The organism is Methylobacter tundripaludum SV96, from assembly GCF_000190755.2.
In the GTDB taxonomy this organism is placed as follows: Bacteria; Pseudomonadota; Gammaproteobacteria; order Methylococcales; family Methylomonadaceae; genus Methylobacter_A; species Methylobacter_A tundripaludum.
Genome location: NZ_JH109152.1, coordinates 1,056,445 through 1,081,997, shown reverse-complemented (window position 1 = coordinate 1,081,997; position 25,553 = coordinate 1,056,445). Strand labels below are relative to the sequence as shown.

The window sequence follows — 25,553 nt, the reverse complement described above, 5'->3', positions numbered from 1 at the left end:
GTGGCAAAACTCGCCTTTCAGGCATTTTACAGCATTTTACAGCATTTTTAAGCCGCCTGTTTTATGCGCGAACCAGTCCGTCATCAAGCGCGGCAATCGGCGGAGAAATTACCCGTAACCTGAATCGACAGTGTTTGTTAATCTATGGTCAAATAAGATCAGCTTTTCCAGGCAACCGAGGATTCAGCATGACTGCGCTATCGCTGTGTTTATATTGCATGATCCAGGCTATTGCATTGCTCGTTGCGGCGAACGGTGCGCCGGTGCTGATCAACAAAGCACTGGGCAAGCGCTGGGCATGGCCGGTGGATAATAAGTTAAAACTGCGCGACGGCCGGCGCTTGTTTGGCAACACTAAAACCTGGCGCGGCTTATGCTCGGCTGTTTGTTTTGCAACCCTGGTAGCCTTTTTAAGCGGAATAGAACCGTTGACGGGTGTATTATTCGGCGCTTTGACAATGGCCGGCGATTTGCTGGCAAGCTTTATCAAACGCCGAATGGGCTGCAGTGAAAGCAGTCGAGCGCGCGGTCTTGACACGGTGCCCGAGTCATTGTTACCGATCTTACTGTTAAAAGAGCCGCTAGCACTGAGCCTGATCGACATCATATTGATTGTGGCGCTTTTTTTCCTGATTGAGGAATTGATCTCGCCGGTTCTTTACCGGTTACATATCCGCAAGCGGCCTTATTAATTGAATCAGAGCTTTTATTCACCACGAAGACACGAAGTTTTATTTCTTCGTGTCCTTCGTGTCTTCGTGGTGATAAGATTTTAAAGTTTTTAACTGAAACAACATCATCAAAGCGTGCATGAATAAACAAGGATTACGGGTATTAACTTACAACATCCATAAAGGTTTTAATGTCGGCAATCGGCGGTTTGTGCTGCACCAGATTCGGGATGCCTTGATAGCCGCCGATGCCGATTTGATGTTTTTGCAGGAAATGCAGGGTGAGCACCTGCGCCATGAGAAAAAAATCGCCGATTGGCCGGTTTTGTCCCAGCTTGAGTTTCTCGCTGAAAACATCTGGCCTTACCATGCCTACGGCAAGAATGCGATTTACAATGCCGGTCATCACGGCAATGCTATCCTCAGCAAACATCCGTTCGAGCGCTGGGAAAACATTAACGTATCGCCTTTTCCCTGGGCCAGTCGCAGCCTGTTGCATGGCGTTATCCGACTGCCAAGGATGGCGGCCGAGACTGCTCCCGGCAGTCCTCGGCATTCCCTCCCTCCCTGGAAGTCAGAAGTGTCGCAAGCGGTAGGGAACCGATGCGACCGATTGTCGGGAAGCAGTCAGGATGTGCATATTGTGTGCATTCATTTCGGCTTGACGGGCAAAGAGCGCCGCCTTCAGATTAGCAAGCTATGTGCGCGTATCGACAGTCATGTGCCGCATGATGCGCCGCTAATCATAGCCGGTGACTTTAACGACTGGCTGGGACAGGCCGATCGGCTTTTCCATGATCATCTGGGGTTGCAGGAGGTTTTTCGCGAAACCCATGGCCGCTATGCGCGCAGCTTTCCGGCCTGGATGCCTTTTTTACCGATGGACCGCATTTATTATCGCGGCTTAACCCCGGTATCCTGCGAACGCTTAAGCCACGCGCCTTGGCATGTGCTTTCAGACCATGCGCCATTAACCGCCTCATTTACCTTATGAACAACACAACCTCCAAACTGACCTTACCCAATCTGCTGACGGGATTTCGCTTTGTAGCAGCGCCGGTATTGCTGTGGTTAGCATGGCATGGGCACGGCATTGCCTTTATGGAACTGTTAGCGATTACCTTTCTTACCGACTTGCTCGACGGCATGGCGGCCCGGTTGACCGGACAAGTTACCCAGTTTGGCGCTACTCTTGACAGCTGGGCGGATGTCATCACCTATCTGACCATCGCCTTGTGTTGCTGGTGGCTGTGGCCTGATGTCGTGAGTAGAGAATTGCTTTATGTCGGCCTGATTGTCGCGAGTTGCCTGTTGCCTGCCCTTGCCGGCATGCTCAAATTCGGCTGTTTTACCAGCTATCACACCTGGGCAGTCAAAATCGCCGCGGTCGCTATGGGCTTGACCTTGTATGTGCTGTTTCTGGGCGGCCCGGCATGGCCGTTTCGAGCGGCTGCCGTGGTGTGCATACTTGCAGCCGTTGAAGAGATCGCAATCACCCTGCTGTTGCCTGAACCTGAATCCAATCTGCGTTCGGTTTGGGATGTGTTAAAGCGTTCTGTACGGCATGATCGCCAACCATAGCCGCCCCAAATTCCTACAGACGAGTACAATTACCCGCCAATCATCATTTGTCATTTAATGTCTACACAATTGCTAAACCAACGCCCGCCACTCGCTGACCCAAAAGAGCAGCAAGAGGCTAAATTAACGCTTGAGCAGGTATTGCTTTGGTTGCAAGAAGACGGGGTGATTTCGGACGCGGACCTTGAAAAGTGCCGGGTATACGGAAAATCTTCTACCAGCCAAGTCAAACACCCGCTCAATATTCTTATCGAATGCGATGTAACAGACCAAACTCAGCTTGGAAAACCTTTAACGCTTGAGAATTTAACCCAGTGGTTGGCAAAAAAAGTCGACCTGCCCTATTACTACATCGACCCGTTAAAAATCGACATCCCTTCGGTGACTTTAATTTACAGTCACGCTTATGCTGCAAATTACAACATCCTGCCGATCAAAGTGAGTAAAGATGAAGCCGTCATTGCGACCGCGGAACCTTATATTCGGGCTTGGGAGGCGGACCTTAAAAAAATCCAACCGGGCCAAATAACTCGTGTGTTGGCTAATCCGGATGAGATTAAACGTTATTTGGGCGAGTTTTACGCGTTTGCAAAATCATTAAAAGGGGCGACCGATAATTCAGCCAATCAGCCAACCAGCACCCTTTATAATTTTGAACAATTGGTTGAACTGGGGCAAATCAGTAATCTCGATGCGGAAAATCAGCACATTGTTAATTTGGTCAACTGGTTAATGCAATACGCGTTCGATCAGCGTGCCAGCGATATTCATATCGAACCTCGCCGTAATCAAGGCAATGTGCGCTTTAGAATCGACGGCATTTTGCATGATGTGTATCAGTTACCCGCAGCCGTTATGAATCCGGTGATGAGCCGGTTAAAAATTCTGGGTAGGATGAACATTGCTGAAAAAAGATTGCCGCAAGACGGCCGCATTAAAACGCATCTATCCGGAAAAAAAGAAATTGAATTACGACTTTCCACGATGCCCAGCGCTTTCGGCGAAAAAATGGTCATGCGCGTGTTCGACCCCGAAGTACTGACACGCGATTATAAACAACTGGGTTTTAACAACCACGAAAAGGTAACCTGGAATAGATTGATTCAACATTCGCACGGCATCATCCTGGTCACAGGACCTACAGGCTCAGGAAAAACCACCACGCTGTACTCAACCCTGAAACATCTGGCTACCCCCGAAGTCAACCTGTGTACCGTGGAAGACCCGATTGAACAGATCGAACCCAGCTTTAACCAGTTGCAAGTTAAAGCCAATATCGGGCTGACTTTTGCCAGCGGCATTCGCGCTTTAATGCGCCAGGACCCCGATATTATTATGGTCGGCGAAATCCGCGACCTGGAAACAGCGGAAATGGCGATTCAGGCCTCGCTTACCGGGCATTTGGTGTTTTCCACCTTGCATACCAATAATGCGCCCTCGGCAGTGGTTCGTTTGCTGGATATTGGCGTGCCCGCTTACTTGATTCAACTGACTTTATTAGGCGTGATGGCGCAACGCCTGGTACGGGTTTTATGCAGAAACTGTAAAAAACAGGTCGGCATAGACGATGAACAGTGGTCCCGATTAATTACGCCCTATAAAGCGGCAACCCCTTCTTATATATACGAAGCAGTAGGCTGTAAAGAATGCAGATACACAGGATATTCGGGCAGAATCGGCATTTATGAAATATTCAGTAACTCACCGGTGCTGAAAAAATTAATGGTCAGCGGTTGCGACAGTGCCGTGCTGCAAAAACAAGCCATGCTTGAAGGCATGAGACCCTTACGCCTCAGTGCGGCTGAAAAAGTAGCTTCGGGGATAACCAGTGTTGATGAAATGTTAAGAGTTACGCCAGAGAACATCGAGGATTGATGTTCTAGTCAACTTACCCGTCAAACCCCTTTTCGCATTCGCAAAAGTGTCTGCGGGACACCAAAAGATCGTTACTCCGGCATGGGTGGCAAGGCCCAGCGTAGCGCGCCAGAAAAATACGGAGAAGGCCTGCCCTATTCGACCGCCACGCCTTGCGCATTGCCGCCCTACTTTGGGCTAGAACCATATTGATTGTCGCCGGACGTGCTGTCCTGAACCATAAAGATAAAAAGCACGATCCCGCCGATAACCGGGATCAGCGGAATCAACAACCACCAACCGCTACGGTCAGTGTCATGAAGCCTCCGAACCGTTACCGCTATGCCGGGAATCAGGACGGCCACTGAGTAAAGACCACTTAACAGGCCGACGCCGGTTTCAACATTAAAAGAGCCGCCAAAAAAGTCAATGGTTGCAAGAAAGGCGCTGATAAGAATATTGAACAACATAAAGAACCAATACTCTTGTCGGCTGGCTCTCCCGTTGAACTCCGCGTACTTTTTTAAAACTTCCAGATACCAATTCATGATCTATTCCTTCCAGTTTGCCCCGTTGAGTTTGTTAGCTGACTGCCGGGGTGATGCAGTCAGCTAAGATATTGATGTTGTCTCAGCTATGACCAGACGTAGGCCGGAATAAGACCATCCAAGCGCGTAGCGCGAGGTGGCGTTTCCGGCGGGTTTGGCAGGTGTTTGCCGGAAACACCAGTTCTCACTACCGCTCGAACCGGCTTATTCCGGCCTACTCTAACCATCCTACCGCATTTTTCCTGGATTACTACTCGTGTTCATCGGGAGGCGCAACATCGCCCCAACCGCTTGAATACCAACCAAGCGCGATGAAACGTGCAAAAGAGCTATGCGGCCATTCGCCGGGTATGGAAACCAAACCATGCTTGACCGGATTATAATGGATGTAATCCAAATGTTTATGGAAGTCGTTTTCATCGCGGATGCAATGATCATAAAAGCGCGGTTGCCAAACCGTTTTTGCGCCGTTTTTTCGGGTTTTCTCGGGAACATGCCGCGAAAAATCCGCCTTCACCATTTGCCAACGGGTGGAAAAATCGACGTCACCCTCCGGCAAGCGCCATAAGCAATGCAGATGATCCGGTAAAACCACCGCCGCCAACAAATCAAAAGGGCGTTTCGCCTTTACCTCACGAAAAGACCGGCGGAGTTGATCCACCCGTATGCTATCGGCAAAGATCGGTTTGCGGCGATAACTTACCAAGGTAAAGAAATACATCCCGCCGGGAATATATAAGCGTCGATAATCCCTCATAGGCAGGCCCTCAAAACATTTAGGCGTAGGCCGGAATAAGACCATCCAAGCGCGTAGCGCGAGGTGGCGTTTCCGGCGAGTTTGGCAGGTGTTTGCCGGAAACACCAGTTCTCGCTACCGCTCGAACCGGCTTATTCCGGCCTATGGGGTTGTCAGCAAAGATCGGTTTGCGGTGATAACCTACCAAGGTAAAGAAATACATCCCGCCGGGAATATATAAGCGTCGATAATCGCTCATAGGCAGACCCTAAAAATATTAGACGTAGGCCGGAATAAGGCCGTCCAAGCGCGTAGCGCGAGGTGGCGTTTCCGGCGAGTTTGGATGGTGCTTGCCGGAAACACCAGTTCTCGCTACCGCTCGAACCGGCTTATTCCGGCCTACGGGACTAGGCTACGGCCCTACCGTAATTCCCATTTAAAATGGGCAATCTTCATTTTCATATTCGGCAAGCAATAGCTCTCCCTGTGTTTTTTCTGGGTATTTTATATCACCGTTTTTTCTTGACCAGCCAATGCTATATCGGGACGTATAACCATGCTCAGAATACTGAATGCTAAATACGCCGAGTAGAATCCATCCTAATGTAAGATGTCGATTTATCTTGTCATAACTTTCAAATTCAAGAACCGACACTATATCTGTAAACATCACTTCTCGTTCTTTCATGATTTAAATCTCGTTTTCCTAACGTTAAATAGACAGTATATTCAAAGCCTTGAATGGCACATAACCGACTTATTCTTTATTCTTTGCCACGACCTAAGTATAAACACTTAAACCTAGATAAAAAACTAATTACACAAAACCTATCCCAGCAAATTTGCTTTATCCCCCCCACCCCTTATAATCATTTCTGCTTTCAGGTTCCAAAGGGTTTTTCAAACCCAATGGTTAAACGGGAAGTCGGTAAGGTTCACGCCAAATCCGACGCTGCCCCCGCAACGGTATATAAGTAAAAGTTTCATCGAGATGCCACTGTGTTCACGCATGGGAAGGTGATGATTCAGGTTAACGCCACTTATAAGCCCGGAGACCGGCCCGAAAGTTTAATTCGGTACAGCGGAGGGCTGTCTGCGAAAGTGACAGTACAGCTCCGCGTCATCTCTCGTTTTCTTTTGTCCTCTGTTGTGTAAAACAACTTTCCATGCGCGGGCGGCGCGGAGGACACACATGCAAAAACTCATCTTCAGCTCATTAATCATTGCCGGATTTATCCAGACTCAACCCTCGCAAGCCTCATCCACCGATGAAGCAAAAACCGTTACGCTGGACGCGATGGAGGTCAAAGGCCGGGCAACCGATTTGTTGGGCATAGCCGCATCGGCATCGCAAGGCGTAGTCGGACAACGTGAGTTCGCTTACCGACCCTTGGCGCGAGCCGGCGAGTTGGTTGAAGTAGTACCCGGTGCGCTGGCAACGCAGCACAGCGGTTCGGGCAAGGCCAATCAGTTTTATTTGCGCGGCTTTAATCTGGATCACGGCACCGACTTTTCGGTAATGGTCGACGGCGTACCGATGAACATGCCCAGCCATGCTCACGGGCAAGGTTATCTGGACTTGAACAGCGTCATTCCCGAACTGGTTGACCATATTGAATACGGCAAAGGGCCTTATTATGCCGATGCCGGGGATTTTTCTTCCGCCGGTTATTCGCGGATGCACACGATGCGCAGTTTACCCAAAGGTCTATTCAAATTTACCGGCGGCGAGTTTGGCTATTACCGTGCGCTATTGGCGGATTCCAAAAAAATCGGCGCCGGCGATTTGCTGGCTGCGGGCGAATTCAATGCTTATAACGGCGTATGGAAACAGCCGGAAGATTTGGGCAAATACAACGGCATGTTGCGCTACACGCTGGACAACAAGGATTGGGGCTTGTCGGTCAACGCCAAAGCCTACCACTCCAGCTGGAACGCAACTAACCAGATTCCGGAGCGGGCTATCGATAGCGGTATGCTTGACCTGTACGGCAGCATGGACCCTTCCGATGGCGGCGACAGCAGCCGTTACAGCTTGTCGAGCAACGTTTGGAGCAGGGGCGACAGCTACAAAAACGACTTTAATGCCTATCTTGCTTATTACGACCTGAATCTTTATTCCAACCCTACCGGTTTTCTTGACAACCCCAAGCAAGGCGATCAAGTGCATCAAACCGAGCGCCGCGTGGTCACCGGCGGCAACGGCGAACAAACCTGGTTTGCCAAATGGTTCGGGATGGACGTCGACAACAGTGTAGGCATGCAAATCCGCCATGACGAGGTCATCGGAGCGGCGTTAAACCGCACTGAGCAACGCCGGATTTTCCAGACGGTGCGCCAGGATGACATTAGCGAAACCAGCGTAGCGGTTTACCTGAAAAATCAAGTTCAGTGGTTGGAAAAGTTCCGCACTATTTCCGGATTACGTGCCGACTTTTTGGATATGAATGTTAACAGCAGGACACTCGCAGCCAATTCAGGCCAACGAAACGCATCTCTGCTGAGCCCCAAACTCAGCCTGATTTTCGGCCCTTGGGTTGATAACGAAGTGTTTATCAATTTGGGCTACGGTCATCACTCCAATGACGCACGCGGCGCTACCTTGCGGGTTAACCCGGTCAGCGGCGATCCAGCCGATTCCGTATCGCCGTTGGTACGGTCGCGCGGCGGTGAAATCGGCGTGCGTAACCAGTTTATTCCGGGGCTGAATTCCACGGTGGCGCTGTGGTGGATGCAGGTCAATTCCGAACTGATTTTCGTCGGCGATGCGAGCAGCACCGAGCCCAGCGGACGTAGCGAACGTCACGGCGTGGAATGGAGCAACTATTACCAAGTCAACGATACCCTGACCCTGGATGCGGACCTGTCTTTTTCAAAAGCGCGTTATGTCGGCGTGCCGCGCGAGGTTAACCATATTACCAATTCGGTAGGCCGGGTCATCAGCGCCGGAGCGGTGGTACAACTTCCCTTTCATACCTTTACATCGTTACGCCTGCGCCACTTTGGCGACATTCCGCTTAATGACACAGGCAGCCTGACCGCAGGCGATACGACGCTGGTTAACTGGGGATTTGGCTATCAGCATAAGGACTTGAAATTTGAACTCGATCTGTTCAACTTGCTGGGTTCAAAGAGCAACGACACGGCTTATGCCTATACGTCGCGTTTGCCGGGAGAAGCCGCCGAAGGAGTGGATGGCATACTCAAGCATCCGGTGGAACCGCGTATGTTAAGGCTGACGGCTTCGGTAAGGTTTTAATCTTGTTTACGGCAGCCGTAAATTTGCTTTATCGATTTAACTCCCTATAATTGCGCCTTGCTTTCAGGTTCCGGAGGGTTTTTCAAACCCAATGGTTAAACGGGAAGTCGGTAAGGTTAATACCAAATCCGACGCTGCCCCCGCAACGGTATATAAGTAAAAGTTTCATCGAGATGCCACTGTGCTTACGCATGGGAAGGTGATGATTCAGGTTAACGCCACTTATAAGCCCGGAGACCGGCCCGAAAGTGTAATTCGGTACAGCGGAGGGCTGTCAGCGAAAATGACAGTCTAGCTCCGCGTCATCTCTCGTTTTCCATTGTCCTCTGTTGTGTACTCACAACCATTATGCGCGGGCGGCGCAGAGGACAACCATGCAAAAACTCATCTTCGGCTCATTATTAATCACGGGCTTTAATACCCAGCTATATGCGCAGGAAACTCCGCAAAATCTTCCCGATCTGGTTGTCACCGCAACCCGGACAGAAACGGCTAAAAACCAGCTGGCGGCTGCGGCCACCGTCTATACCCGAAAGGATATTGAACGCCTTCAGGCTAAAACCTTACCGGAACTGTTAAGCGGCACGACCGGCATCGACATGGCGCAAAGCGGCGGCTACGGCAAGGACACCAATATTTACATGCGCGGAACCAATTCCGATCATGTACTGGTGTTGATTGACGGCATTAAAGTCGGTTCTGTCACCTCCGGCACCACACCCTTTCAACTAATTCCGCTCGATCAGGTCGAGCGGGTGGAAATTATTCGCGGCCCTCAATCGAGCCTTTACGGTTCGGAAGCAATCGGCGGGGTTATCCAGATTTTTACCCGCAAAGGCGGGCGCGAGGACAAGCCCAGCGTCACCCTGGATGCAGGCGGCGGCTCCTATGACACTTACCGCGCTTCCGGTTCTGTCAGCGGTCAATGGAAAAACAGCTGGTATACCTTGGGTTCATCGCAGTTTGGTTCTCAAGGTTTTAATGCCCGGTCGCCTGTCAGAGGTTTAAACCAACCCGACAAGGACGGTTACCTGAATACGGCGCTGAATGCCCGCATAGGCCACCGTTTTGATAACAATGCCGAAGTTGAGACGTTTTTTATGCGGGCTGAGGGAAAAAACGAATACGATGGTACTGCCCAAAATAAAACCGAATTTGTAGAGCAGACTGTCGGCACGACAGCCGGCATGAACATTGTTGAAAACTGGCGCTCAATACTGCGCTTGGGGCAAAGCCGCGACGACGGCGACAACTTTGCGCCTAATGGGACATTCTCCAGCAGCTTTAACAGCACCCGCTGGAATGCCAGCTGGCTGAATGAAGTTGCCTTGTCTGACGATCACCAGTTGGTTATCGGCTCAGATTACCGCCTGGATCAGGTCGACGGCTCAACCGCCTACAACGAAAGTTCCCGTTATGATGCCGGTATTTTTACCGAGTTGCACAGTCGCATTCTGGACAATCACTTTATCAACGCATCGGTACGCGGGGATAAAAACGCAGCCTTTGGCGAACAGCTGACCGGCAATTTCGGTTGGCGTTATAACGGGGGCTACGGCATCAGCCCGTTTGCCAGTTTCGGTAATGCGTTCAAAGCGCCGACCTTTAACCAGCTTTATTTTCCCGGATTCGGCAATCCCGCTCTGAGAGCCGAACAATCAACATCTTTCGAAACGGGATTGGCCGGTGACCATGATTGGCTGCAATGGGAAGTTCGCGCTTACCATACCAACATCGACAACTTGATCGTGACGGTAACCAATCCAGTAACCTTTCTATCCAGCGCGGAAAACGTCGGCAAAGCACAAATTGACGGCATTGAAGCCGAAATCGGAACTCAGTTGATGGGCTGGAACAGCAAGTTGAACATGAACCTGCTGAGTCCTAAAAACCGGGAGACTAATGCGCGACTGCCGCGCCGTGCGGAAAAAACCTTGTCTTACGATTTATCGCGCTCATTCGGACAGTTTGATCTGGGCGCTAATGTGCTGGCTCAAGCCGACCGTTTTGATGATGCACTGAACAAAACCAAGGTTGCCGGTTACGTAACCGTTGATTTACGTACCGCCTACCATTTAAATAAAAACTGGATGTTGAGCGCAAAGCTGAACAACCTGCTGGATAAACAGTATCAAACCATCAATACCTACAATACCGCAAACCGGAATTTCTTTCTTTCAATCCACTACAACAACTAACCATTTGGAGAAACACCATGAACATAAAACAATGGCTGCAAGTCGAGTATTTACCGATTCCGTTAATCGCGCTGATGACGCTGACGCGCTTTCACCACTTTGGCGACGTCCTGCATCTGCCCGATGCGTCGTTGGCGGTTTTTTTCTTTGCCGGTTTTTACCGCAAAAAGGCTTTGTTTCCCTTCTTGCTGGTTCTGGCTGGATTGATTGACACTATCGCCATATCAAACGGCACCAGCAGCTGGTGCGTGTCGCCCGCCTATGTTTTCCTGATCCCTACTTATGCGGTTATGTGGTTTGCAGGACGCTACTGCTCGGTATTTAAATCATTGAAACCGACTGAACTTTTAATGCAGTTTGGTGTGATAGCGCTGGCGACATCGGCGGCATTTGTCATTTCAAACGGCAGTTTCTATGTGCTTTCAGGCCGTTATCCGGATTTATCCTGGGGTCAGTATTTTTCACGGGTAGCCATGTATTACCCGCCTTATGTCAGTTCCGCCCTGATTTATATGATTTTGGGATATGGAGTTATGAAGCTGGTCAAGTCATTGCCAGCTTTGGCGGCTAGTCATAAAGAAGTTTAAAGAAGTCGCCTCGGGTTAACGGCTGTTGCGTCCCAGAGGGTATTGTCGTTAACCCAACATCAGCCTAAAAAGTTTGCGGAGTCTAGGACCTAGGAGGCTGTCGGATTAATAGAGCGAGCCTCCCCACTTAATCACGATTAAAATTTAAAAAAGTGGTTTATTGGGATTTTTAATGCCCATAGTTCTGTTTTATGGGCAGCTCAATGCTCTTTTTCCTCTCTCACCCTCTTAATACATGCATTCTTTTTAAATTCCAGCCTATACAGACTAAATTCCATTCACTTTGGACGGATTCCAGGCCTCGAAGCTGGAATTGCCTGAATCCCTGGACGTGTTTAATGATGCCAAACACGGTTTCGACAGTAGATTTTCGCTTGCCGTAGAGTGCTTTGCCCGCTTTGGTTGTTAAGCGATGGGTCATGGCCTCAACCGGCGGTAAGGTGCTTTCGCCTATTTCCGGCTGATGCTGAAACCGGGCGTCAAGGGCTTGGTTATGGCTTTGCCGCTTTTGGGCGATGTACGGTTTTATCTTTGCATCAGCACACGCCTTTACATTGGCTTGGCTGAAGTAGCCGGTGTCGGCCAACAGGTTGTCAACACTCCCCAAGCATTCCGGGAGCTGTTCCAGTTTGGCTAAGGCCGGTTCGATTTCTTGTTTGTCGTTGGTGTGTTGGGTGATGTGATGAGCAACGATCAGGTGGGTGGCAATATCAACACTGGCTTGGGCGTTATAGGCTTGTTCAAAACCATTAGGGGTCGGCATGATGCGGGACTCTTCATCGGTCAGGCTGACTTGATCTTTACCTTGAGGCGCATCGGTAGGCGCTTGGGGGGCTTTGCCGCCCATTTTCTTGCCGGTTTCACTCAGGTGTTGTTCACGCTTAGCCTGCTTTTCGTCATACTCGGCCTTTTCTTGCGCGTAACGCGCCTTGGCACGGGCCTGGATTTCCTGTTTGGCTTTGGCAATCACTGCTAAACGGTCTTGGCGGCGTTTGAGTTCCTTGGGTACATCCATGTCTTCTGGAAGCGGGGAATTGTCGGCGGCTTCAGCCAGTTTCATCAAGGTTTCAACTTCCTGTTTGAACTGGGCTTCCAGTTGATTGGCGTAATCCCAGCTCAAGGCTTTATGCTTGCTGGCATTGGCTTTAATCTTGGTGCCGTCCAGGCTCACCGTACCCAGCTTAAGCAGCCCCAAGGTTTGTGCAAGTACCAATATCTCGACAAATAGGCTTTCGATCTCTTTGCCAAAGCGCTTGCGAAAGCTGTTGATGGTGTCGTGATCTGGGTTTTCGTTGGCGCAGATGTATTTAAAGGCCATCGAGTCATGAGTGGCTTTCTCCAGTTTGCGACTGGAAAATACGCCGGTCGCGTAACCGTAGAACAGCAACGCCAACAGCATCGCCGGATGATAGGGGCGCTTTCCTTTGCCCGCATAGACGGCTGATAGCGTCCGTAAATCCAGTTGATCGACAATCTCGACAACAAAACGGGCCATATGATCTTCAGGCAAATAATCCTGAACACACGGGGGCAGAATGTAGGGGGTATCGCGATCAATCAGGATGAATTGGGTAGCCATTTTTGTTTTTTGATTTGGTGTTTCGATAGGGTTATTTTAACACTTTTTGCACTGCTAAATCCGACAGTCTCCTAGGTTATTACCATTGTTTGTTGTGAGTATTCATGATTCAATTACCCGTGCTTTTTTGTTGTACTACCTGAATTTATTTTGGACATACTAAAATTTACGCAATTTAATTTTTTAAATTATCAGGCAAACAAATGACGCAATGTCTTGCATCTATTAAGATGTCTAATATTAGTTAGGCCCATAGGAATTAAGTATCGTGGCAAAAGGAAAACCTAAAAAAGAGTTTCAAGAGTATATTTCTGAGCCAACCAATGCTCATGTGGGGCATGAAGATTATTTATCATCTCCCGGTACGGCCTTTTTGAAATATACAGTTGAAGCAAAAAGCGCTGTTGATCTATGTGCCAGAAAATTTCCCACAAAAGGAAATGGCGATTATCAAAAAGATGCGCATGATAGTTTACAGCACATTGTTTCTGCTTTACTTCCAGCAATAATGGGGCATTTTGAAACATATCAGCGTTACCTATTTGCGGGAATGTTTGATGCTTCTGCTTATTTAGAAAAATTCGATATAGACGCATTTTTTAAAAAGATTTCAAAAACGACTGAAATTGTTATTGATCCAGTGAGGTTATCAGCTCATCGTGGTTTAGGTGCTGAGTCTGTCGGGCTTGTAATGGCTGATTGTTTAACCGGATGGCATAACCCAGATCGAGTTAATCAGTATTTTGATGCCTACGGATTGAAACGTCAGTTATTTTCCTCTGATGACTGTGCTCGCTTAAAGGTGTTATGGCAATTGCGTCATTCCATAGTTCATACTGGTGGGACGCTTACTCTTCCGGATTCACAAAAGGTATCTGAACTAACGCCACATGGAGATAAAAAGGTCGTGTTTGAAAATAACTTCATTTATGAAGTTTCAAGAAAGCTCCATCCGCTGGTTAAGCATTCTACTGAGGGTGTGGGGACACCATTCAAGGCGCGTTTGATACTGGGCGCCCCAGCAGAAATTATGAAAAAGGTAACGGACTTGTTCTCCGTTACATCATCGGTATCGGCGTGGTTAAGGACTTAACAAACGCAATTAAAGCTGTAAGGCGGATTCGCCCTTAAACGCTGTAAGCCTGATTATTTTTGCAACACTGTAGTAAGGCAGGAAAGCTGTAAGGCGGATGATTTGTAGGGTGGATTCGCCGCTAGGCAATCCACCGCAACTGCGAACGACTGTCATCGGCGTTGTGCGTCGATCGGCGGTTTGCTGGCGCGAAACCGCCCTACAGCTATTAACCCGCTTGCTGCTCGCCTTCTTTAGAACCCTCAACCGACCATAATTTCTCAAGCTGATAAAACCCACGCGCCTGGGCGTTCATCGCATGGACAATCACGTCCCCCACGTCCAGCAACACCCAGTCTGAACCCAGATCGCCTTCCATGCCTAAAGGTTTAACGCCGTTTTCTTTTAGCTTTTCCGATACGTACTCACATAACGATTTCAGGTGACGATCCGAAGTACCGGTTACTACGACCATATAGTCGGTAAAACTTGTTTTGCCCCGAACATCGAGTGTCGTTATGTTTTGTCCTTTGCGTTCATCCAAAACTTCCTGGACAATTTTCAATATATCTTCTGCTTGCATTCAAATTCCTAGTGTAAATAATGAGATCAATGTGTCTCGTAAAGCTTGTGTTGCTTGATGTATTCTATGACAGCATCGGGCAATAAAAAACCCGGATTCTGTTTTCTTGCAATTATGTCCCTGATCGCCGTCGCCGAAATATCCAGCTGGGTGACTTGCTGGAAGCATAATTTTCCTGCGGTAGCCTGAGCCAACTCATTTACTCCGGCCAGTCGGGCTTTAAAAAAATCGTCGAGCGTCTGTGTTTCAAAGCCCGGCCTAGTCATCACTACAATATGCGCAAAGTCGAATAACCGCTGCCATTGATGCCAGCCGGTTAAATGTGTAAACGCGTCACTTCCGATAAACAACAATAAGGGTTCGCTTGGAAACTCCTGTCTTAAAGACTCCAGCGTGTCGACCATATACGACGGCACTTGATACAAATCGTACCTGTCCAATTCCCTGGTATCGATCTTTAACCCCGGCTGGTTTTTTATCGCCAGCTCCAGCATCTGCAAGCGCATTTCGGCGGTTACGGCGGGCTGTTCGCGATGAGGCGGATTAGCGCAGGGAATTAACCGGACTTCACCCAGCCCGAAGATGTCCTTAACTTCGAGCGCCGAACGTAAATGTCCGTAATGAACCGGGTCGAAGGTGCCTCCGAAGATGCCGATCATTTATTGCCTGATATGGCCGTCACCCAGAACGATGTATTTCAACGATGTCAGACCCTTTAAACCCACGGGGCCGCGCGCATGCAGCTTGTCGGTGCTGATGCCGATTTCAGCGCCCAGACCGTATTCAAAGCCGTCGGCAAAGCGGGTCGAGGCATTCACCATCACCGAGCTGGAATCCACTTCCCGCAGAAAACGGCGAGCCAAAGTGTAATCCTCGGTCACAATCGCTTCGGTATGCCCGGAACTGTGCCGATTGATATGCTCCATCGCTTGATCGATGCCGTCGACAATCCTGATCGATAAAATCGGCGCCAGATATTCGGTGTCCCAGTCTTCCTCTGTCGCTCTGATACAGCTCGGAATCAGGGAGCAGGTTTTAAGACAGCCGCGTAATTCAACGCCTTTTTCTCTGTATTTTTCAGCCAGCAGCGGCAATACTTTGGCGGCAATGCTTTCGGCAACCAGCAAGGTTTCCATCGCATTGCAAACACCGTAGCGATGGGTTTTGGCGTTGACGGCAATCCTGATCGCCTTGTCTATGTCGGCTGTATCGTCAATATAAACATGGCAGATGCCGTCCAGATGCTTGATGACTGGAATTGTTGCGTCCTTGGAAATACGCTCGATCAAGCTTTTGCCGCCGCGCGGAACGATCACATCGACGTATTGATCCATCGTAATTAATTCGCCAACCGCTGCACGATCCGCCGTTGCCACGATTTGTACGGCTTCCACCGGCAAACCGGCCGCTTCCAGACCTTGAGAAATACAGGCTGCAATCGCCTGATTGGAATGGATGGCTTCCGAGCCGCCCCTTAAAATACAGGCATTGCCGGATTTAAGGCACAGAGCTGCCGCATCGACCGTCACATTGGGGCGGGATTCGTAAATAATGCCGATCACGCCCAACGGTACGCGCATTTGGCCTACCTGTATGCCGCTGGGCCGATAGCTTAAATCGCTGATTTCGCCGACAGGATCAGGTAACGCAGCAACCTGCTTTAAACCTTCAACCATCGTTTGAATACCGACTGGCTTTAATTCCAGCCTGTCCAGCAAAGCCGCATCCAGGCCGTTTTTCTTGCCGGCATCTAAATCCTTACGATTTTCCGCTATTAACAGTTCATGACTGTTCTCAATCGCTTCGGCGATTTTCAGCAAAGCCAGATTTTTTTTGCCCGACTCGGTACGGCTTATTTCCCGTCCCGCTTTCCTGGCCTGCTGACCCAGCGTTTTCATGTATTCTTTAATATCCACTCTATTCTCATTAACTGGATGAATGTTATGCGCAATTATATAGTTTAATGCGGCTTTTTGACAGTCTTTAAGTGTAACAACTATCGGATATTAAACAGTTTTATGAGCTAGCTTGACCGTAACAGGAGCGTTTAGCTTAAGTTGCTGCGAATTAACCGGCGGTATTTTCAGCATTTCGACTATTCAAGAGATAGCAGAATTCAAAGCAAAAAAAAGGGCGGAATACTCCGCCCTTTTCATAATATATTGAAACTATTTGCTGCTGGTGGCGGCTTTTATATGCTCTACTGCTGCCTCAGCATGTGTCGTGGCCACATCGGCGTGCCCCAAATTACCATGATCAATGGTGTCTTGCAGTTCCTTGGCGGCAGCATCCAGATGGCCTTTTGGTATGCTCTTGGCTGTTATGGCGGCGGCTAACGTATGTTCCATTGCCAATTTTGCGTGTTCGACCAAAGTTTCAGACTTACCGGCTTTACCCGCATCTACCGCCGCACTGGCGTGTTCCAGAGCTGCCTTAGTATGATCTTCAGCGAAAACCGCAGTACTTAGAAATGTTCCTAGCAATAACAATAAACCTGCAAATGCAAATATTGATTTTTTCATGATTTTGTCCTCATTAAAGTGTAGGTGATAATCTTTCTAAAAAAGAAACCAACCGACAAAAGCATGGAAGCCCAAACCTCTTGTCAATTGCATGCCAAACCCGTCCAACCAAAAAATTTAGTTGTATGTTTAAAGCAATTACAGGATAGAGGTGACTGGTTTTTTATACAATTAGTAGAATTACCTAATGTTACACAATACCTAAGGCTTTGATAGTGTAAGGTGTTCAGCTCAAAAACGGGTTCATCGGATAGGTAACAAGGTTTATTGATCGAAGAAATTGGATTTTTGATCCTGCAAACATGCACTTGTTTAATTCAAAGAAAATTTCAGCAACTATCAACAAAATAGAAACAATCTATTAATTTACAGCCCTATTGTGAGCATACAGTTACATACGTATAATCTTTAGTCATCGGAGAATAATCCCCATGACTGATTTATAAAGATATTCTCAGGAATATTGATCTTTATTTTTTACGCGATCGTTTTCTTGCTATTTTTTAGCATTGTGCCACGAGATCAAAGCTTAACAGCTTATCTCCAATAGTTTCATATACCTCCTCGTAGTGTGAAAGTTCAGAACTATCCAGTATCTGTACACCTTTCCTCCCTTTGCCTTTGGCACTGGGAGGTTTTTTTTGCCTACAGGCAAGCACACCCTGCTTCCATGCAGTTATAAAGCGCCTATTCCTGATGATCCGGTAATCCTGCAACCCAATCCCGAATATTCTCAACAGCTTCATGGACTAAATCAATAAAGCCACTGATTGCGCCAGCCGCATCCGGCGTTTGAGTGGGCCGTTGCAGATAAAATTCCTGCGTACCGATCTTCTGTTTATTGTTATCAGCATAAGCTTCCACCGAAAAACGCAACACCACACGAGCTCGGTCAGGCGCATCAAATTGCTGTTCAAAATCCTGAAACCGAATTATCAATGCGTAATCCTTAGTCTTGCCGCTTAAATTCAGCAACTGCTCAAACATCTCGGGCGGCGAGGCAATCCAGCGATCCAAACCGTAGAACCTGACTTGCGAGGGAGAGGAAAACAACAATCGATAGCGAATACGATTATCCCAAAGCCAGGTCGGCGCATTGATGCTAACCGATGCTTTACTCTGCTGAGTCGCTGTTGACACAGATACGCCAAAATCATGCAGCACTGGCTGCCTGACAGTAACGCTGCAACCTGCGCTTAAAAAAACCAGCCAGCCGATTAATAAACATCTCATTGCTGTTCCTTATAGCCTGGCTCACCCGGCCCTGCATCTCGTTGAGTTGGCCCCAGCAGTAATTCCTGCGGATTATTTTCCAGCATCGTGGCAACTCTTTTTACCTGTTGAGTTGTCGATTGTAATTCAGTCAGCAGCTTGTTCACTTTCGGTAACGTCGTCTGCGCCAAAGCATCGCCGGTATTTTTTCCGCTATCGACAAGGTTCCCCGCTTTTGCGCTGAGGTTTTTCACTTCCCTGGTTAAGCCCTGTAACTCGTTAGCCAACGCATCGATATTGCTCATGGTTTTGCGAGCGTCAGTGGTCAACTCAGGAACACCGGCAAGCGCCTTATCCACACTTTTTTGCAACTCGGAAAGCTTGTCGGTTAATGTTTTGAGATTACTTAAAATACCGCCGATATTCTTTTCATTTTCATCATTTAATAACGAACTAAGCCGTTGCATTAAATGGTCGGCTTTATGCAAAAGCTCTTCTCCTGAATCCATCAACTTGTCAGTCAACGACGGCACCAAAGGAATACGGGTCATGGGGTTATCGCCCGGCGGCAATTCCTCGGAAATAGTACCGGAATCTTCCAGCTGAATCTGGGTTAATCCGGTGACGCCCTTTAAGCGCAAGGTTGCGTAAACTCCCTTACTCAGCACGATTTTCTTGTCGACTTCAATCGGAACAAGGATGGTGCCGGAATCCAAAGGGTCGAATTGAACATTGAGCACCTTCCCTACCGCAATGCCCCGGTAAAAGACCGTAGATTCAGGATTAAGACCGGAAACTGAGGCTCGAGTTGAAATAGCATAGAGATTGCGTTCCTGATTCATGGTGCCAATCCAGAAAATAATCGCCGTCGATGCCGTCACCAAAGCAATCAGAAACAGCCCGGTAATCAGTGCATGATTTTCTCTACCCATGAGCAGTTTCCTTATATTTAAATACCCGTTCAGCGCGCCTATTGTGAAAAAATTCTTCTACAAAAGGATGCTTGCAGTCTAAAACAGAAGCCAGCGGTCCAAAAGCAACTAGCTTATTATCAGCCAGCACTGCAACCTTGGTACACAAATCTCTCAATATATCCAAATCATGGGTCACCATGACTACGGTAAAATGAAGATCCTTATGCATCTCGGATAACAGTTTGACAAGATCTTCGCTGGAAATTGGATCAAGGCCCGAGGTCGGCTCATCGAGCAACAACAGCGCCGGTTCCAGAACCATAGTGCGGGCAAGCGCTACCCGCTTGATCATACCGCCCGACAAAGCAGCCGGCTTTAACCAGGCATCACTACCAGCTAAGCCCACCATTTCTAGCTTCATGAACACAATGCGTGCAATCAATTCTTCATCTTGGAAACCCAACTCCCGCAGTGGAAAGGCAATGTTATCAAAAACATTTAAAACGCTAAATAACGCGCCTTTCTGAAACAGCACGCCGCAATTGTTACGCAGCCGCTGGTCGTGATCAGAATTAACATTTTTCAAAGACTGTCCCATCACAAAAATCTCGCCTTGGCTGGGCGTTTGCAAACCGATAATTTCGCGCAGTAAAGTCGTCTTGCCGCAACCGGATGCGCCAACCAGCCCCAAAATCTCGCCATGTTCCAGGCAAAGATTAATATCCTGATGAACAACTTTATCGGTACCCTTTTTAGGATCACCAAAGCTTGTCCAGACGTGCTCCAGTCGTATTGCGTAGGGATCGTTCATGGCATCCCCACATTCATAAACAGAATGGCGAATACCGCATCGACCATAATCACCACGGTAATGGCTGCCACCACGGAGTTAGTGGTTTCATTGCCCAGGCTTTCGGTATTGGGCTTGATCCTAAAACCAAAGTGACAGGCAATCAGCGCAATCATCAAGCCGAAAACCGCGCTTTTCCCCAAACCGATAAAAACGTTAGTCAACGGCACCACGTCAGGCAGTTTAAGAAAAAATTGCTGATAACTGATGTCCAGCGTATTTTGCGCCGAAACCATCCCGCCTATCAGCGCCAGCGCGCTGGTCCATACGCCTATCAGCGGCAGGACGATGGTCAATGCCATCACCTTGGGCAGCGTCAGGCGCAAGGAATGGGATATGCCCATTGCCGACAATGCATCGAGTTCCTCAGTCACTCGCATGATGCCGATTTGCGCGGTCATTGCCGAACCGGAGCGCCCCGCAACCAGAATAGCTGCCAGCAAGGGTCCTAACTCTCGAATAACGCTCAAACCCAGAATATCGATGATATAAATCTCCGCCCCGAAAATCTTCAATTGCAAGGCCGACAAATAACTGAGCACGATGCCGATCAAAAAGCCCACCAGCGCCGTAATACCTAAAGCCCGAACGCCCGATTCATAAATCGTAATGGAAATTTCCGACCAGGGAATGTCGCCCGGATGCAGCAACAGATAGCCTATATCCAAAAACAGCTGTCCCAATAAGGTCACCAGTTGCAGCAGTTGTCCCCAAAAATTGGCAAACAATTGATAGCCGTATTTAATAATCAGGCTTGAACTGGATCCGACCGGTTCAGGTTCGGGGATTTTCTGGGCTTGCCAGCGGTCAAATAATCGCTGATGTTCAGGCTTCAACTGCAACGCAACCGGCAGTTTTTTTCCCCAGGCTTTCCAGAGAATCAAGGAGCTGGCGCTGTCGAGCACCTCAATCGAGCTCAAATCCCACTGAATGTTTTTATTAGCTGCGTGCGAGCTGATTTTCCGGTTCAGTTCGGTTGCTGTTACCAGGCTGCGAAGATTCCAGCTGCCTGTCAGTTTGACACAACTCTGCCCGTCGCTCTGTTCAACGACTTCCACTGTAGGCGGTGTATCCTGAATGGTTGAGGTATCAGTCATAGGGATAATTGTATTGCTTTCACCTTGAAGGCTGACGCCATTAGCATTCCAGCCAATCTATCTCGGCATCCGAAAAACCGGCCACTTTGCGCAATTCCCTGTTAAACGGTCCTTTCGGTTTGCCGCCAACATAGTATCGATCGATTAACTCCCGGTATTTGGCTTCGGCTTCAAAACTGCGTTGCTGACACACAAACTTGAACCAGTAAGACCCCAGTTCTACATGCCCTACTTCATCAGTCAAAATACGCGTTAAAATTGCCACGCTTGCATCATCACCCAGTATCTTGAACTTTTCAATCAGAGCAGGCGTTACATCCAATCCCCGCGCTTCCATACAGCGAGGAACCATCGCCAATCTGCCCGGCAAATCATCGGCTGTATCTTTGGCATGGTCCCATAAGCCGCTGTGCGCGGGTAAATCGCCGTAATCAACCTGCATAGCCAGTAAATGCGTCCTGATTAATGCGAAATGCTGCGCTTCTTCATCGGCAACACGTAGCCAATCCTGATAGAATTGCTCGGGCATACCGCGAAAACGATACAAAATATCCCAAGCCAGATAAATAGCGACAAACTCAACATGGGCAATAGCATGAAAAAAAGCCGCAATACCGTCAGGCGTGGTCAGTTTTCGCCGGGGCATCTGGCGGGGCGCCAATAACTCCGGCTTCTCGGGAAACGTTACCCGCTCTATCGGCAATACAGGCCGGTCCGAGGTAAACGTTAATTCCCCGGCAATGCAAGTTTGCCAAGCCTGATGGGTCAGCGCCAACTTTTCATCGACATTGACTTGACCAAAAAATGCCTCGGCAAATTCAAATAAATTTTTCATTATTGTAAAACCATGACCAAGATTTTAGATTTCACGTCGCTGTTCCTCTATTGCCTATTTATTTTCTGGCTTTCCGACCATCCTACCCTGCCGGTTCCGGATTTGTTTCCGGTGCAAGATAAAGTTCTCCACGCCGGAGCCTATTTTATAATGGGCGTGTTGGCATGGCGCAGTTTTAAACACCTGCTCAATCGGCCTATTATACTTGCTTTGCTCAGCATTACCTTTTGCAGCCTGTACGGCCTATCCGATGAATGGCATCAGTCTTTTGTCGAAGGTCGCTGTTCTGACATTGTCGATTGGCTTGCCGATACCGGCGGTGCGAGTCTAGCGGTATTTTTGCTGTATAAGCTGCGTTGGTAGCAACCACGTCACTTTACCCGCATGTCAATCCTATAAAAACATATCGCCACGAAGACACGAAGAACATGAAGGTAAAAACTTCGTGTTCTTCGGGGTGAGTTTATCAATCGGCTATTTTCAGGTTATATTTCCGCACCCGATAGCGTAGCGTTTCGCGGGTAGCTCCCAGCGCCCTGGCTGCTGCTGTCAGGTTATTATCCGCCCGCTCCAGAGCGGTCTTGATAATAAAGCAATCCATGTCATCCAGCGCCATGCTGCCATCCAAGGGCAACCAAATACCTTGTTCGGTTTGTAGTGCCTCGACGGAAGGCTGTCCCGGCAATTGCAGCCATTGTCCGGGGAATGTCGACCCATCGGAGAATAATACGCAGCGTTCAATGACATTACGCAATTCCCTGACGTTGCCCGGCCAATAATGCGCTTTCAGCTTGCTCCATACCGCGTCGGGAATGTCTTTAACCTGGCGTCCGGCTTTGGCGTTGTATTCGGCAACAAATAACGGCACCAGTTCGTCCAGGTCCTCTACCGCCTCGCGCAGCGGCGGCAAGATCAGCTTGAACACGCTTAAACGGTGGTATAAATCGGCGCGAAAGCTGCCGTCCTGGGCCATTTTTTCCAGATCGCGGTTGCTGGCGGCAACGATCTGCACATCGACCTGAATTTCCTTTTCCCCGCCCAAGCGCCTAACTTTATGATCTTCAATCACTTTGAGCAACTTGGCCTGCAAATCCAGCGGCATTTCGCCGATTTCGTCCATAAACAAGGTGCCGCCATCGGCCTGTTCGAGCAGGCCGCGATGTCGTCCTGCCGCGCCGGTAAAGGCGCCGGGTTCATGACCGAATAATTCCGATTCCAGCAATTCCCGGGGTAACGCCGCGCAGTTCACTTCAATCATCGGCTGCTGGGCGCGGGAGCCGCCGTAGTGTAATATGCGTGCAGCCAAGCCTTTGCCGGTGCCGCTCTCGCCGCCGATAATCAGGGCGCTGAACGGTACTTGCGTCAATTTTGCCAATAACTGCCGTATGCCCTGCGCTTGCTGACTATGGCCGACATAAGCATCCGGCGAATAACGCCGGTGCCGGTGCTTGGTTTGATCGGCAACCCGTCGCTGAATGGAGGCGCTACGTGCGGCGCTGGCGACCAACAGATCAAGACGCTCCAAATCGCAGGGTTTTTCCAGGAAATCATAAGCGCCCAGCCGTAATGCCCTGACCGAATCCGGCACATTGCCGTAGCCGGTTAAAAACAGCCATTCGGCATAGGCTCCCGGCATTGTTCTAGGCAACTGTTCCCGGCGCTCTACATTCCTCCCTGAGGTCATGCCTCCTCTATCCTTGGAGTCGTCGGTATAGCTAATATCCTTCCTGACCTTTTCCATGAAATCCAGTGCATTACCGTCGGGCAAATTCATATCCGACAGAATCAGTAACGGCTCTATTTTTTTCTTTAGCAATAACTCCCTGGCCTCACTCAGATTGGTAGCCAGCGCCACTTCCCAACCGGACTGTCGATAATGACGTGATAACTCGGAACCTAACAATTTTTCATCTTCAATGATGAGCAGGGTTTCTATCATAATTTATCTCTAACAATGCAGTCATAGGGCAGCAGTATGGACACGCATGCGCCATGAGTCGGTTGATTGGTGAGGCTGATTGTACCACCGACGTCTTTTACAAAGCGTTGCACCATAGCCAATCCCAAGCCGGTGCCGCGTTGACGGCTGGTGCGAAATGGGCGGATACCATGCTCCAGCATATCCTGGGAAAATCCGATACCGTCATCCTGCACGTCGATGCGCAACCCCTGTTTGTCAGTTCGAGCCCTGATACGGATAGTTCCGGGATTGCCTTCAAGCGCATCGGCCGCATTCAGTATCAGGTTCAACAAAGCTTGCCGTACCCCGCTTTCAGGCAGATGCACCGGCAACGCACAGGGAGCTTCTATTTCCAGATGTATCGATTCGGCAATCTGGTAGCGTGTTAACGCCACCAAGTCCCGAATTAACGTCCGCACATCAAAAGCCGTAGCCACTTCCGGCGAATGACGGCTTTGATCGAGCATATCGTTAAGCAATCTCGCCATCCGTTTCAGTTCGGCATTAATCAAATCCAGTCGCTCCAGCTGGTCTATATCATCAATTTCGCGACGTAAATTATTAAATGCCATTTGGATTCCGGCCAATGGATTACGTATCTCATGCGCTAATTCCGCTGCCACTTCGCCGATTGCCGCCAACCGGTCGGCTCTAGCCAGGCTGTATTGCTGCTCCAGTAAGGCTTGCGTGGCTAACCTGACTTCATGCTGCAATGATTGGGCGTGTAAACGATTGGCATCTTCCAGTTCCGCCAGGTGCTTAACCATCTCGTTGTAACTGTTAAACACCGGCAACAGCAGCGGATCAAGATGATCCGTGGTGATCGGAGTGAAGTTTTCTTCGGTCAAGCGCTGTAACAGTTCCCTCAAATCATTAAGCGGGTGCAGGATTCTGAGGCGTAAAAATAATACCGCCACAACCAATATCGCCGTGAATATTGCCAAGGCCATATACAATTCGGTTTGGGTATCCCGACTAATGTCCTCAAGCAATTCCTCTCGTTGCAGCGCCTCGTTATCCAGCGTTTCGCTCATTAATTTAAGCGCCGTTAACAGACGATTGTACTTTTCTTCTTTTTTCAACAAGGGCAAATCAATCAGCATGCTTTTGACCGTTTCCAGGCTTGTTCGGGTCGCTGCTGACAAATAGCGGTTATCCATCATTAACGCATCCATCTCACCCAGCGTTTTGGTCAGCGCCTCGGGACGCGAACCCGATACCGTTTCGGTCAGATATTCAATCAGCGATTGCTGTAAGCCCACCGATACATTCTGGATTCGATGCGAATAATTCACATAAGAAAAAACCGTTTCAAAGTGATGCACATTTCGCCAGATCATGCCGCCGAGTATGGCGAGAGCGGACAACAACAAACCTAGAAAGGCCAAGCCACGCAGCTGGGCAGGACGGTAAAAAATCGGCTTCATTTAAAATTCATATAGGTAACTTAAAAAGTGCAGGAAACTTTACTGTTTCCAAAATTCTTCCGGGCGGC

The 25,553-nt window shown here is 48.9% G+C and carries 25 protein-coding genes and 2 riboswitches; of the genes, 9 read left to right on the top strand and 16 right to left on the bottom strand.

Annotation, left to right across the window (positions count from 1 at the left end; all coding sequences use genetic code 11):
• The first annotated feature begins 188 nt into the window (after positions 1-188).
• The 4 genes from METTU_RS04900 to tfpB all read left to right on the top strand — a co-directional run bounded on the left by METTU_RS04900 (position 189) and on the right by tfpB (position 4,127).
• The gene (locus METTU_RS04900; RefSeq protein ID WP_006890207.1) at positions 189-692 is read left to right on the top strand and encodes a CDP-archaeol synthase; all 504 of its coding nucleotides are present in this window, start codon (positions 189-191) and stop codon (positions 690-692) included.
• A 118-nt stretch (positions 693-810) separates the two neighbouring features.
• Complete coding sequence (locus tag METTU_RS04895) at positions 811-1,665, top strand: endonuclease/exonuclease/phosphatase family protein (RefSeq protein ID WP_006890206.1); 855 nt, start codon at positions 811-813, stop codon at positions 1,663-1,665.
• A complete protein-coding gene (locus METTU_RS04890; RefSeq protein ID WP_006890205.1) occupies positions 1,662-2,252 on the top strand; it encodes a CDP-alcohol phosphatidyltransferase family protein in 591 nt (196 codons plus the stop codon). The genes METTU_RS04895 and METTU_RS04890 overlap by 4 nt, the downstream gene beginning before the upstream one ends.
• 57 nt (positions 2,253-2,309) lie before the next feature.
• Positions 2,310-4,127: a type IV pilus assembly ATPase TfpB gene (tfpB, locus tag METTU_RS04885; protein ID WP_006890204.1), complete on the top strand. Its 1,818-nt coding sequence runs from the start codon at positions 2,310-2,312 to the stop codon at positions 4,125-4,127.
• Between the two features lie 167 nt (positions 4,128-4,294).
• On the opposite strand, the gene METTU_RS04880 is transcribed toward tfpB, so the two are convergent.
• The 4 genes from METTU_RS04880 to METTU_RS04870 form a co-directional block, all read right to left on the bottom strand.
• The gene (locus tag METTU_RS04880; protein ID WP_006890203.1) at positions 4,295-4,654 is read right to left on the bottom strand and encodes a DUF805 domain-containing protein; all 360 of its coding nucleotides are present in this window, start codon (positions 4,652-4,654) and stop codon (positions 4,295-4,297) included.
• A gap of 250 nt (positions 4,655-4,904) precedes the next feature.
• Positions 4,905-5,411, bottom strand: a complete 507-nt coding sequence (locus METTU_RS04875) for an REP-associated tyrosine transposase (RefSeq protein WP_006890202.1) — start codon at positions 5,409-5,411, stop codon at positions 4,905-4,907.
• 19 nt (positions 5,412-5,430) lie between these two features.
• A complete protein-coding gene (locus tag METTU_RS24315) occupies positions 5,431-5,649 on the bottom strand; it encodes a hypothetical protein (RefSeq protein WP_006890201.1) in 219 nt (72 codons plus the stop codon).
• A gap of 177 nt (positions 5,650-5,826) precedes the next feature.
• A complete protein-coding gene (locus METTU_RS04870; protein WP_006890200.1) occupies positions 5,827-6,078 on the bottom strand; it encodes a hypothetical protein in 252 nt (83 codons plus the stop codon).
• Between the two features lie 178 nt (positions 6,079-6,256).
• A riboswitch (cobalamin riboswitch) is annotated at positions 6,257-6,468 on the top strand.
• A 114-nt stretch (positions 6,469-6,582) separates the two neighbouring features.
• On the opposite strand from METTU_RS04870, the gene METTU_RS04865 reads away from it, so the two are divergent.
• The 3 genes from METTU_RS04865 to METTU_RS04855 all read left to right on the top strand — a co-directional run bounded on the left by METTU_RS04865 (position 6,583) and on the right by METTU_RS04855 (position 11,434).
• Positions 6,583-8,649 (top strand): TonB-dependent receptor, encoded by a 2,067-nt coding sequence (locus METTU_RS04865; protein ID WP_006890199.1) that lies wholly within the window; start codon positions 6,583-6,585, stop codon positions 8,647-8,649.
• A 48-nt stretch (positions 8,650-8,697) separates the two neighbouring features.
• A riboswitch (cobalamin riboswitch) is annotated at positions 8,698-8,909 on the top strand.
• Between the two features lie 114 nt (positions 8,910-9,023).
• The gene (locus METTU_RS04860; RefSeq protein WP_006890198.1) at positions 9,024-10,847 is read left to right on the top strand and encodes a TonB-dependent receptor domain-containing protein; all 1,824 of its coding nucleotides are present in this window, start codon (positions 9,024-9,026) and stop codon (positions 10,845-10,847) included.
• 17 nt (positions 10,848-10,864) lie between these two features.
• Positions 10,865-11,434: a hypothetical protein gene (locus METTU_RS04855; protein WP_006890197.1), complete on the top strand. Its 570-nt coding sequence runs from the start codon at positions 10,865-10,867 to the stop codon at positions 11,432-11,434.
• Between the two features lie 220 nt (positions 11,435-11,654).
• Here the strand turns inward: METTU_RS04855 and METTU_RS04850 are convergent, their stop codons facing one another.
• Complete coding sequence (locus METTU_RS04850; protein ID WP_006889238.1) at positions 11,655-13,013, bottom strand: IS1182 family transposase; 1,359 nt, start codon at positions 13,011-13,013, stop codon at positions 11,655-11,657.
• 268 nt (positions 13,014-13,281) lie between these two features.
• Between METTU_RS04850 and METTU_RS04845 the strand changes: the two genes are divergently transcribed.
• The gene (locus tag METTU_RS04845; RefSeq protein ID WP_006890196.1) at positions 13,282-14,106 is read left to right on the top strand and encodes a hypothetical protein; all 825 of its coding nucleotides are present in this window, start codon (positions 13,282-13,284) and stop codon (positions 14,104-14,106) included.
• Between the two features lie 208 nt (positions 14,107-14,314).
• Here the strand turns inward: METTU_RS04845 and rsfS are convergent, their stop codons facing one another.
• The 9 genes from rsfS to METTU_RS04800 form a co-directional block, all read right to left on the bottom strand.
• Complete coding sequence (rsfS, locus tag METTU_RS04840) at positions 14,315-14,668, bottom strand: ribosome silencing factor (RefSeq protein ID WP_006890195.1); 354 nt, start codon at positions 14,666-14,668, stop codon at positions 14,315-14,317.
• 26 nt (positions 14,669-14,694) lie between these two features.
• Positions 14,695-15,327, bottom strand: a complete 633-nt coding sequence (nadD, locus tag METTU_RS04835) for a nicotinate-nucleotide adenylyltransferase (protein WP_006890194.1) — start codon at positions 15,325-15,327, stop codon at positions 14,695-14,697.
• A complete protein-coding gene (locus METTU_RS04830; protein WP_050897768.1) occupies positions 15,328-16,566 on the bottom strand; it encodes a glutamate-5-semialdehyde dehydrogenase in 1,239 nt (412 codons plus the stop codon).
• Between the two features lie 270 nt (positions 16,567-16,836).
• Positions 16,837-17,190, bottom strand: coding sequence for a small metal-binding protein SmbP (gene smbP, locus METTU_RS04825; protein ID WP_006890192.1), 354 nt, complete (start codon positions 17,188-17,190; stop codon positions 16,837-16,839).
• Between the two features lie 687 nt (positions 17,191-17,877).
• Complete coding sequence (locus tag METTU_RS04820) at positions 17,878-18,423, bottom strand: ABC-type transport auxiliary lipoprotein family protein (protein ID WP_006890190.1); 546 nt, start codon at positions 18,421-18,423, stop codon at positions 17,878-17,880.
• A complete protein-coding gene (locus METTU_RS04815; RefSeq protein WP_006890189.1) occupies positions 18,420-19,334 on the bottom strand; it encodes an MlaD family protein in 915 nt (304 codons plus the stop codon). The genes METTU_RS04820 and METTU_RS04815 overlap by 4 nt, the downstream gene beginning before the upstream one ends.
• Positions 19,327-20,127: an ABC transporter ATP-binding protein gene (locus tag METTU_RS04810; protein ID WP_006890188.1), complete on the bottom strand. Its 801-nt coding sequence runs from the start codon at positions 20,125-20,127 to the stop codon at positions 19,327-19,329. Before METTU_RS04810 ends, METTU_RS04815 begins: the two co-directional genes overlap by 8 nt.
• Positions 20,124-21,263 (bottom strand): MlaE family ABC transporter permease, encoded by a 1,140-nt coding sequence (locus tag METTU_RS04805; protein ID WP_006890187.1) that lies wholly within the window; start codon positions 21,261-21,263, stop codon positions 20,124-20,126. The genes METTU_RS04810 and METTU_RS04805 overlap by 4 nt, the downstream gene beginning before the upstream one ends.
• A 40-nt stretch (positions 21,264-21,303) precedes the next feature.
• Positions 21,304-22,098: a ferritin-like domain-containing protein gene (locus METTU_RS04800; RefSeq protein WP_006890186.1), complete on the bottom strand. Its 795-nt coding sequence runs from the start codon at positions 22,096-22,098 to the stop codon at positions 21,304-21,306.
• A gap of 12 nt (positions 22,099-22,110) precedes the next feature.
• Between METTU_RS04800 and METTU_RS04795 the strand changes: the two genes are divergently transcribed.
• On the top strand, positions 22,111-22,461 hold the full coding sequence (locus METTU_RS04795) for a VanZ family protein (RefSeq protein ID WP_006890185.1): 351 nt from the start codon (positions 22,111-22,113) through the stop codon (positions 22,459-22,461).
• A 103-nt stretch (positions 22,462-22,564) separates the two neighbouring features.
• Here METTU_RS04795 and METTU_RS04790 read toward each other — a convergent pair whose 3' ends face one another.
• On the bottom strand, positions 22,565-24,037 hold the full coding sequence (locus METTU_RS04790; protein WP_006890184.1) for a sigma-54-dependent transcriptional regulator: 1,473 nt from the start codon (positions 24,035-24,037) through the stop codon (positions 22,565-22,567).
• Positions 24,034-25,485, bottom strand: a complete 1,452-nt coding sequence (locus tag METTU_RS04785) for a sensor histidine kinase (protein WP_006890183.1) — start codon at positions 25,483-25,485, stop codon at positions 24,034-24,036. The genes METTU_RS04790 and METTU_RS04785 overlap by 4 nt, the downstream gene beginning before the upstream one ends.
• Positions 25,486-25,553: the final 68 nt, after the last annotated feature.

Excerpts from the sequence above, each read along its gene's own strand:
- METTU_RS04870 (WP_006890200.1), bottom strand. The coding sequence starts at position 6,078 with ATGAAAGAACGAGAAGTGATGTTTACAGATATAGTGTCGGTTCTTGAA.
- METTU_RS04850 (WP_006889238.1), bottom strand. The coding sequence starts at position 13,013 with ATGGCTACCCAATTCATCCTGATTGATCGCGATACCCCCTACATTCTG.
- METTU_RS04795 (WP_006890185.1), top strand. The coding sequence starts at position 22,111 with ATGACCAAGATTTTAGATTTCACGTCGCTGTTCCTCTATTGCCTATTT.
- METTU_RS04855 (WP_006890197.1), top strand. The coding sequence starts at position 10,865 with ATGAACATAAAACAATGGCTGCAAGTCGAGTATTTACCGATTCCGTTA.
- METTU_RS04880 (WP_006890203.1), bottom strand. The coding sequence starts at position 4,654 with ATGAATTGGTATCTGGAAGTTTTAAAAAAGTACGCGGAGTTCAACGGG.
- METTU_RS04815 (WP_006890189.1), bottom strand. The coding sequence starts at position 19,334 with ATGGGTAGAGAAAATCATGCACTGATTACCGGGCTGTTTCTGATTGCT.
- METTU_RS04860 (WP_006890198.1), top strand. The coding sequence starts at position 9,024 with ATGCAAAAACTCATCTTCGGCTCATTATTAATCACGGGCTTTAATACC.
- METTU_RS04790 (WP_006890184.1), bottom strand. The coding sequence starts at position 24,037 with ATGATAGAAACCCTGCTCATCATTGAAGATGAAAAATTGTTAGGTTCC.
- tfpB (WP_006890204.1), top strand. The coding sequence starts at position 2,310 with ATGTCTACACAATTGCTAAACCAACGCCCGCCACTCGCTGACCCAAAA.
- METTU_RS04830 (WP_050897768.1), bottom strand. The coding sequence starts at position 16,566 with ATGAAAACGCTGGGTCAGCAGGCCAGGAAAGCGGGACGGGAAATAAGC.
- METTU_RS04800 (WP_006890186.1), bottom strand. The coding sequence starts at position 22,098 with ATGAAAAATTTATTTGAATTTGCCGAGGCATTTTTTGGTCAAGTCAAT.
- METTU_RS04805 (WP_006890187.1), bottom strand. The coding sequence starts at position 21,263 with ATGACTGATACCTCAACCATTCAGGATACACCGCCTACAGTGGAAGTC.
- rsfS (WP_006890195.1), bottom strand. The coding sequence starts at position 14,668 with ATGCAAGCAGAAGATATATTGAAAATTGTCCAGGAAGTTTTGGATGAA.
- METTU_RS24315 (WP_006890201.1), bottom strand. The coding sequence starts at position 5,649 with ATGAGCGATTATCGACGCTTATATATTCCCGGCGGGATGTATTTCTTT.
- METTU_RS04865 (WP_006890199.1), top strand. The coding sequence starts at position 6,583 with ATGCAAAAACTCATCTTCAGCTCATTAATCATTGCCGGATTTATCCAG.
- nadD (WP_006890194.1), bottom strand. The coding sequence starts at position 15,327 with ATGATCGGCATCTTCGGAGGCACCTTCGACCCGGTTCATTACGGACAT.
- METTU_RS04810 (WP_006890188.1), bottom strand. The coding sequence starts at position 20,127 with ATGAACGATCCCTACGCAATACGACTGGAGCACGTCTGGACAAGCTTT.
- METTU_RS04890 (WP_006890205.1), top strand. The coding sequence starts at position 1,662 with ATGAACAACACAACCTCCAAACTGACCTTACCCAATCTGCTGACGGGA.
- METTU_RS04820 (WP_006890190.1), bottom strand. The coding sequence starts at position 18,423 with ATGAGATGTTTATTAATCGGCTGGCTGGTTTTTTTAAGCGCAGGTTGC.
- METTU_RS04900 (WP_006890207.1), top strand. The coding sequence starts at position 189 with ATGACTGCGCTATCGCTGTGTTTATATTGCATGATCCAGGCTATTGCA.
- METTU_RS04895 (WP_006890206.1), top strand. The coding sequence starts at position 811 with ATGAATAAACAAGGATTACGGGTATTAACTTACAACATCCATAAAGGT.
- METTU_RS04785 (WP_006890183.1), bottom strand. The coding sequence starts at position 25,485 with ATGAAGCCGATTTTTTACCGTCCTGCCCAGCTGCGTGGCTTGGCCTTT.
- METTU_RS04875 (WP_006890202.1), bottom strand. The coding sequence starts at position 5,411 with ATGAGGGATTATCGACGCTTATATATTCCCGGCGGGATGTATTTCTTT.
- smbP (WP_006890192.1), bottom strand. The coding sequence starts at position 17,190 with ATGAAAAAATCAATATTTGCATTTGCAGGTTTATTGTTATTGCTAGGA.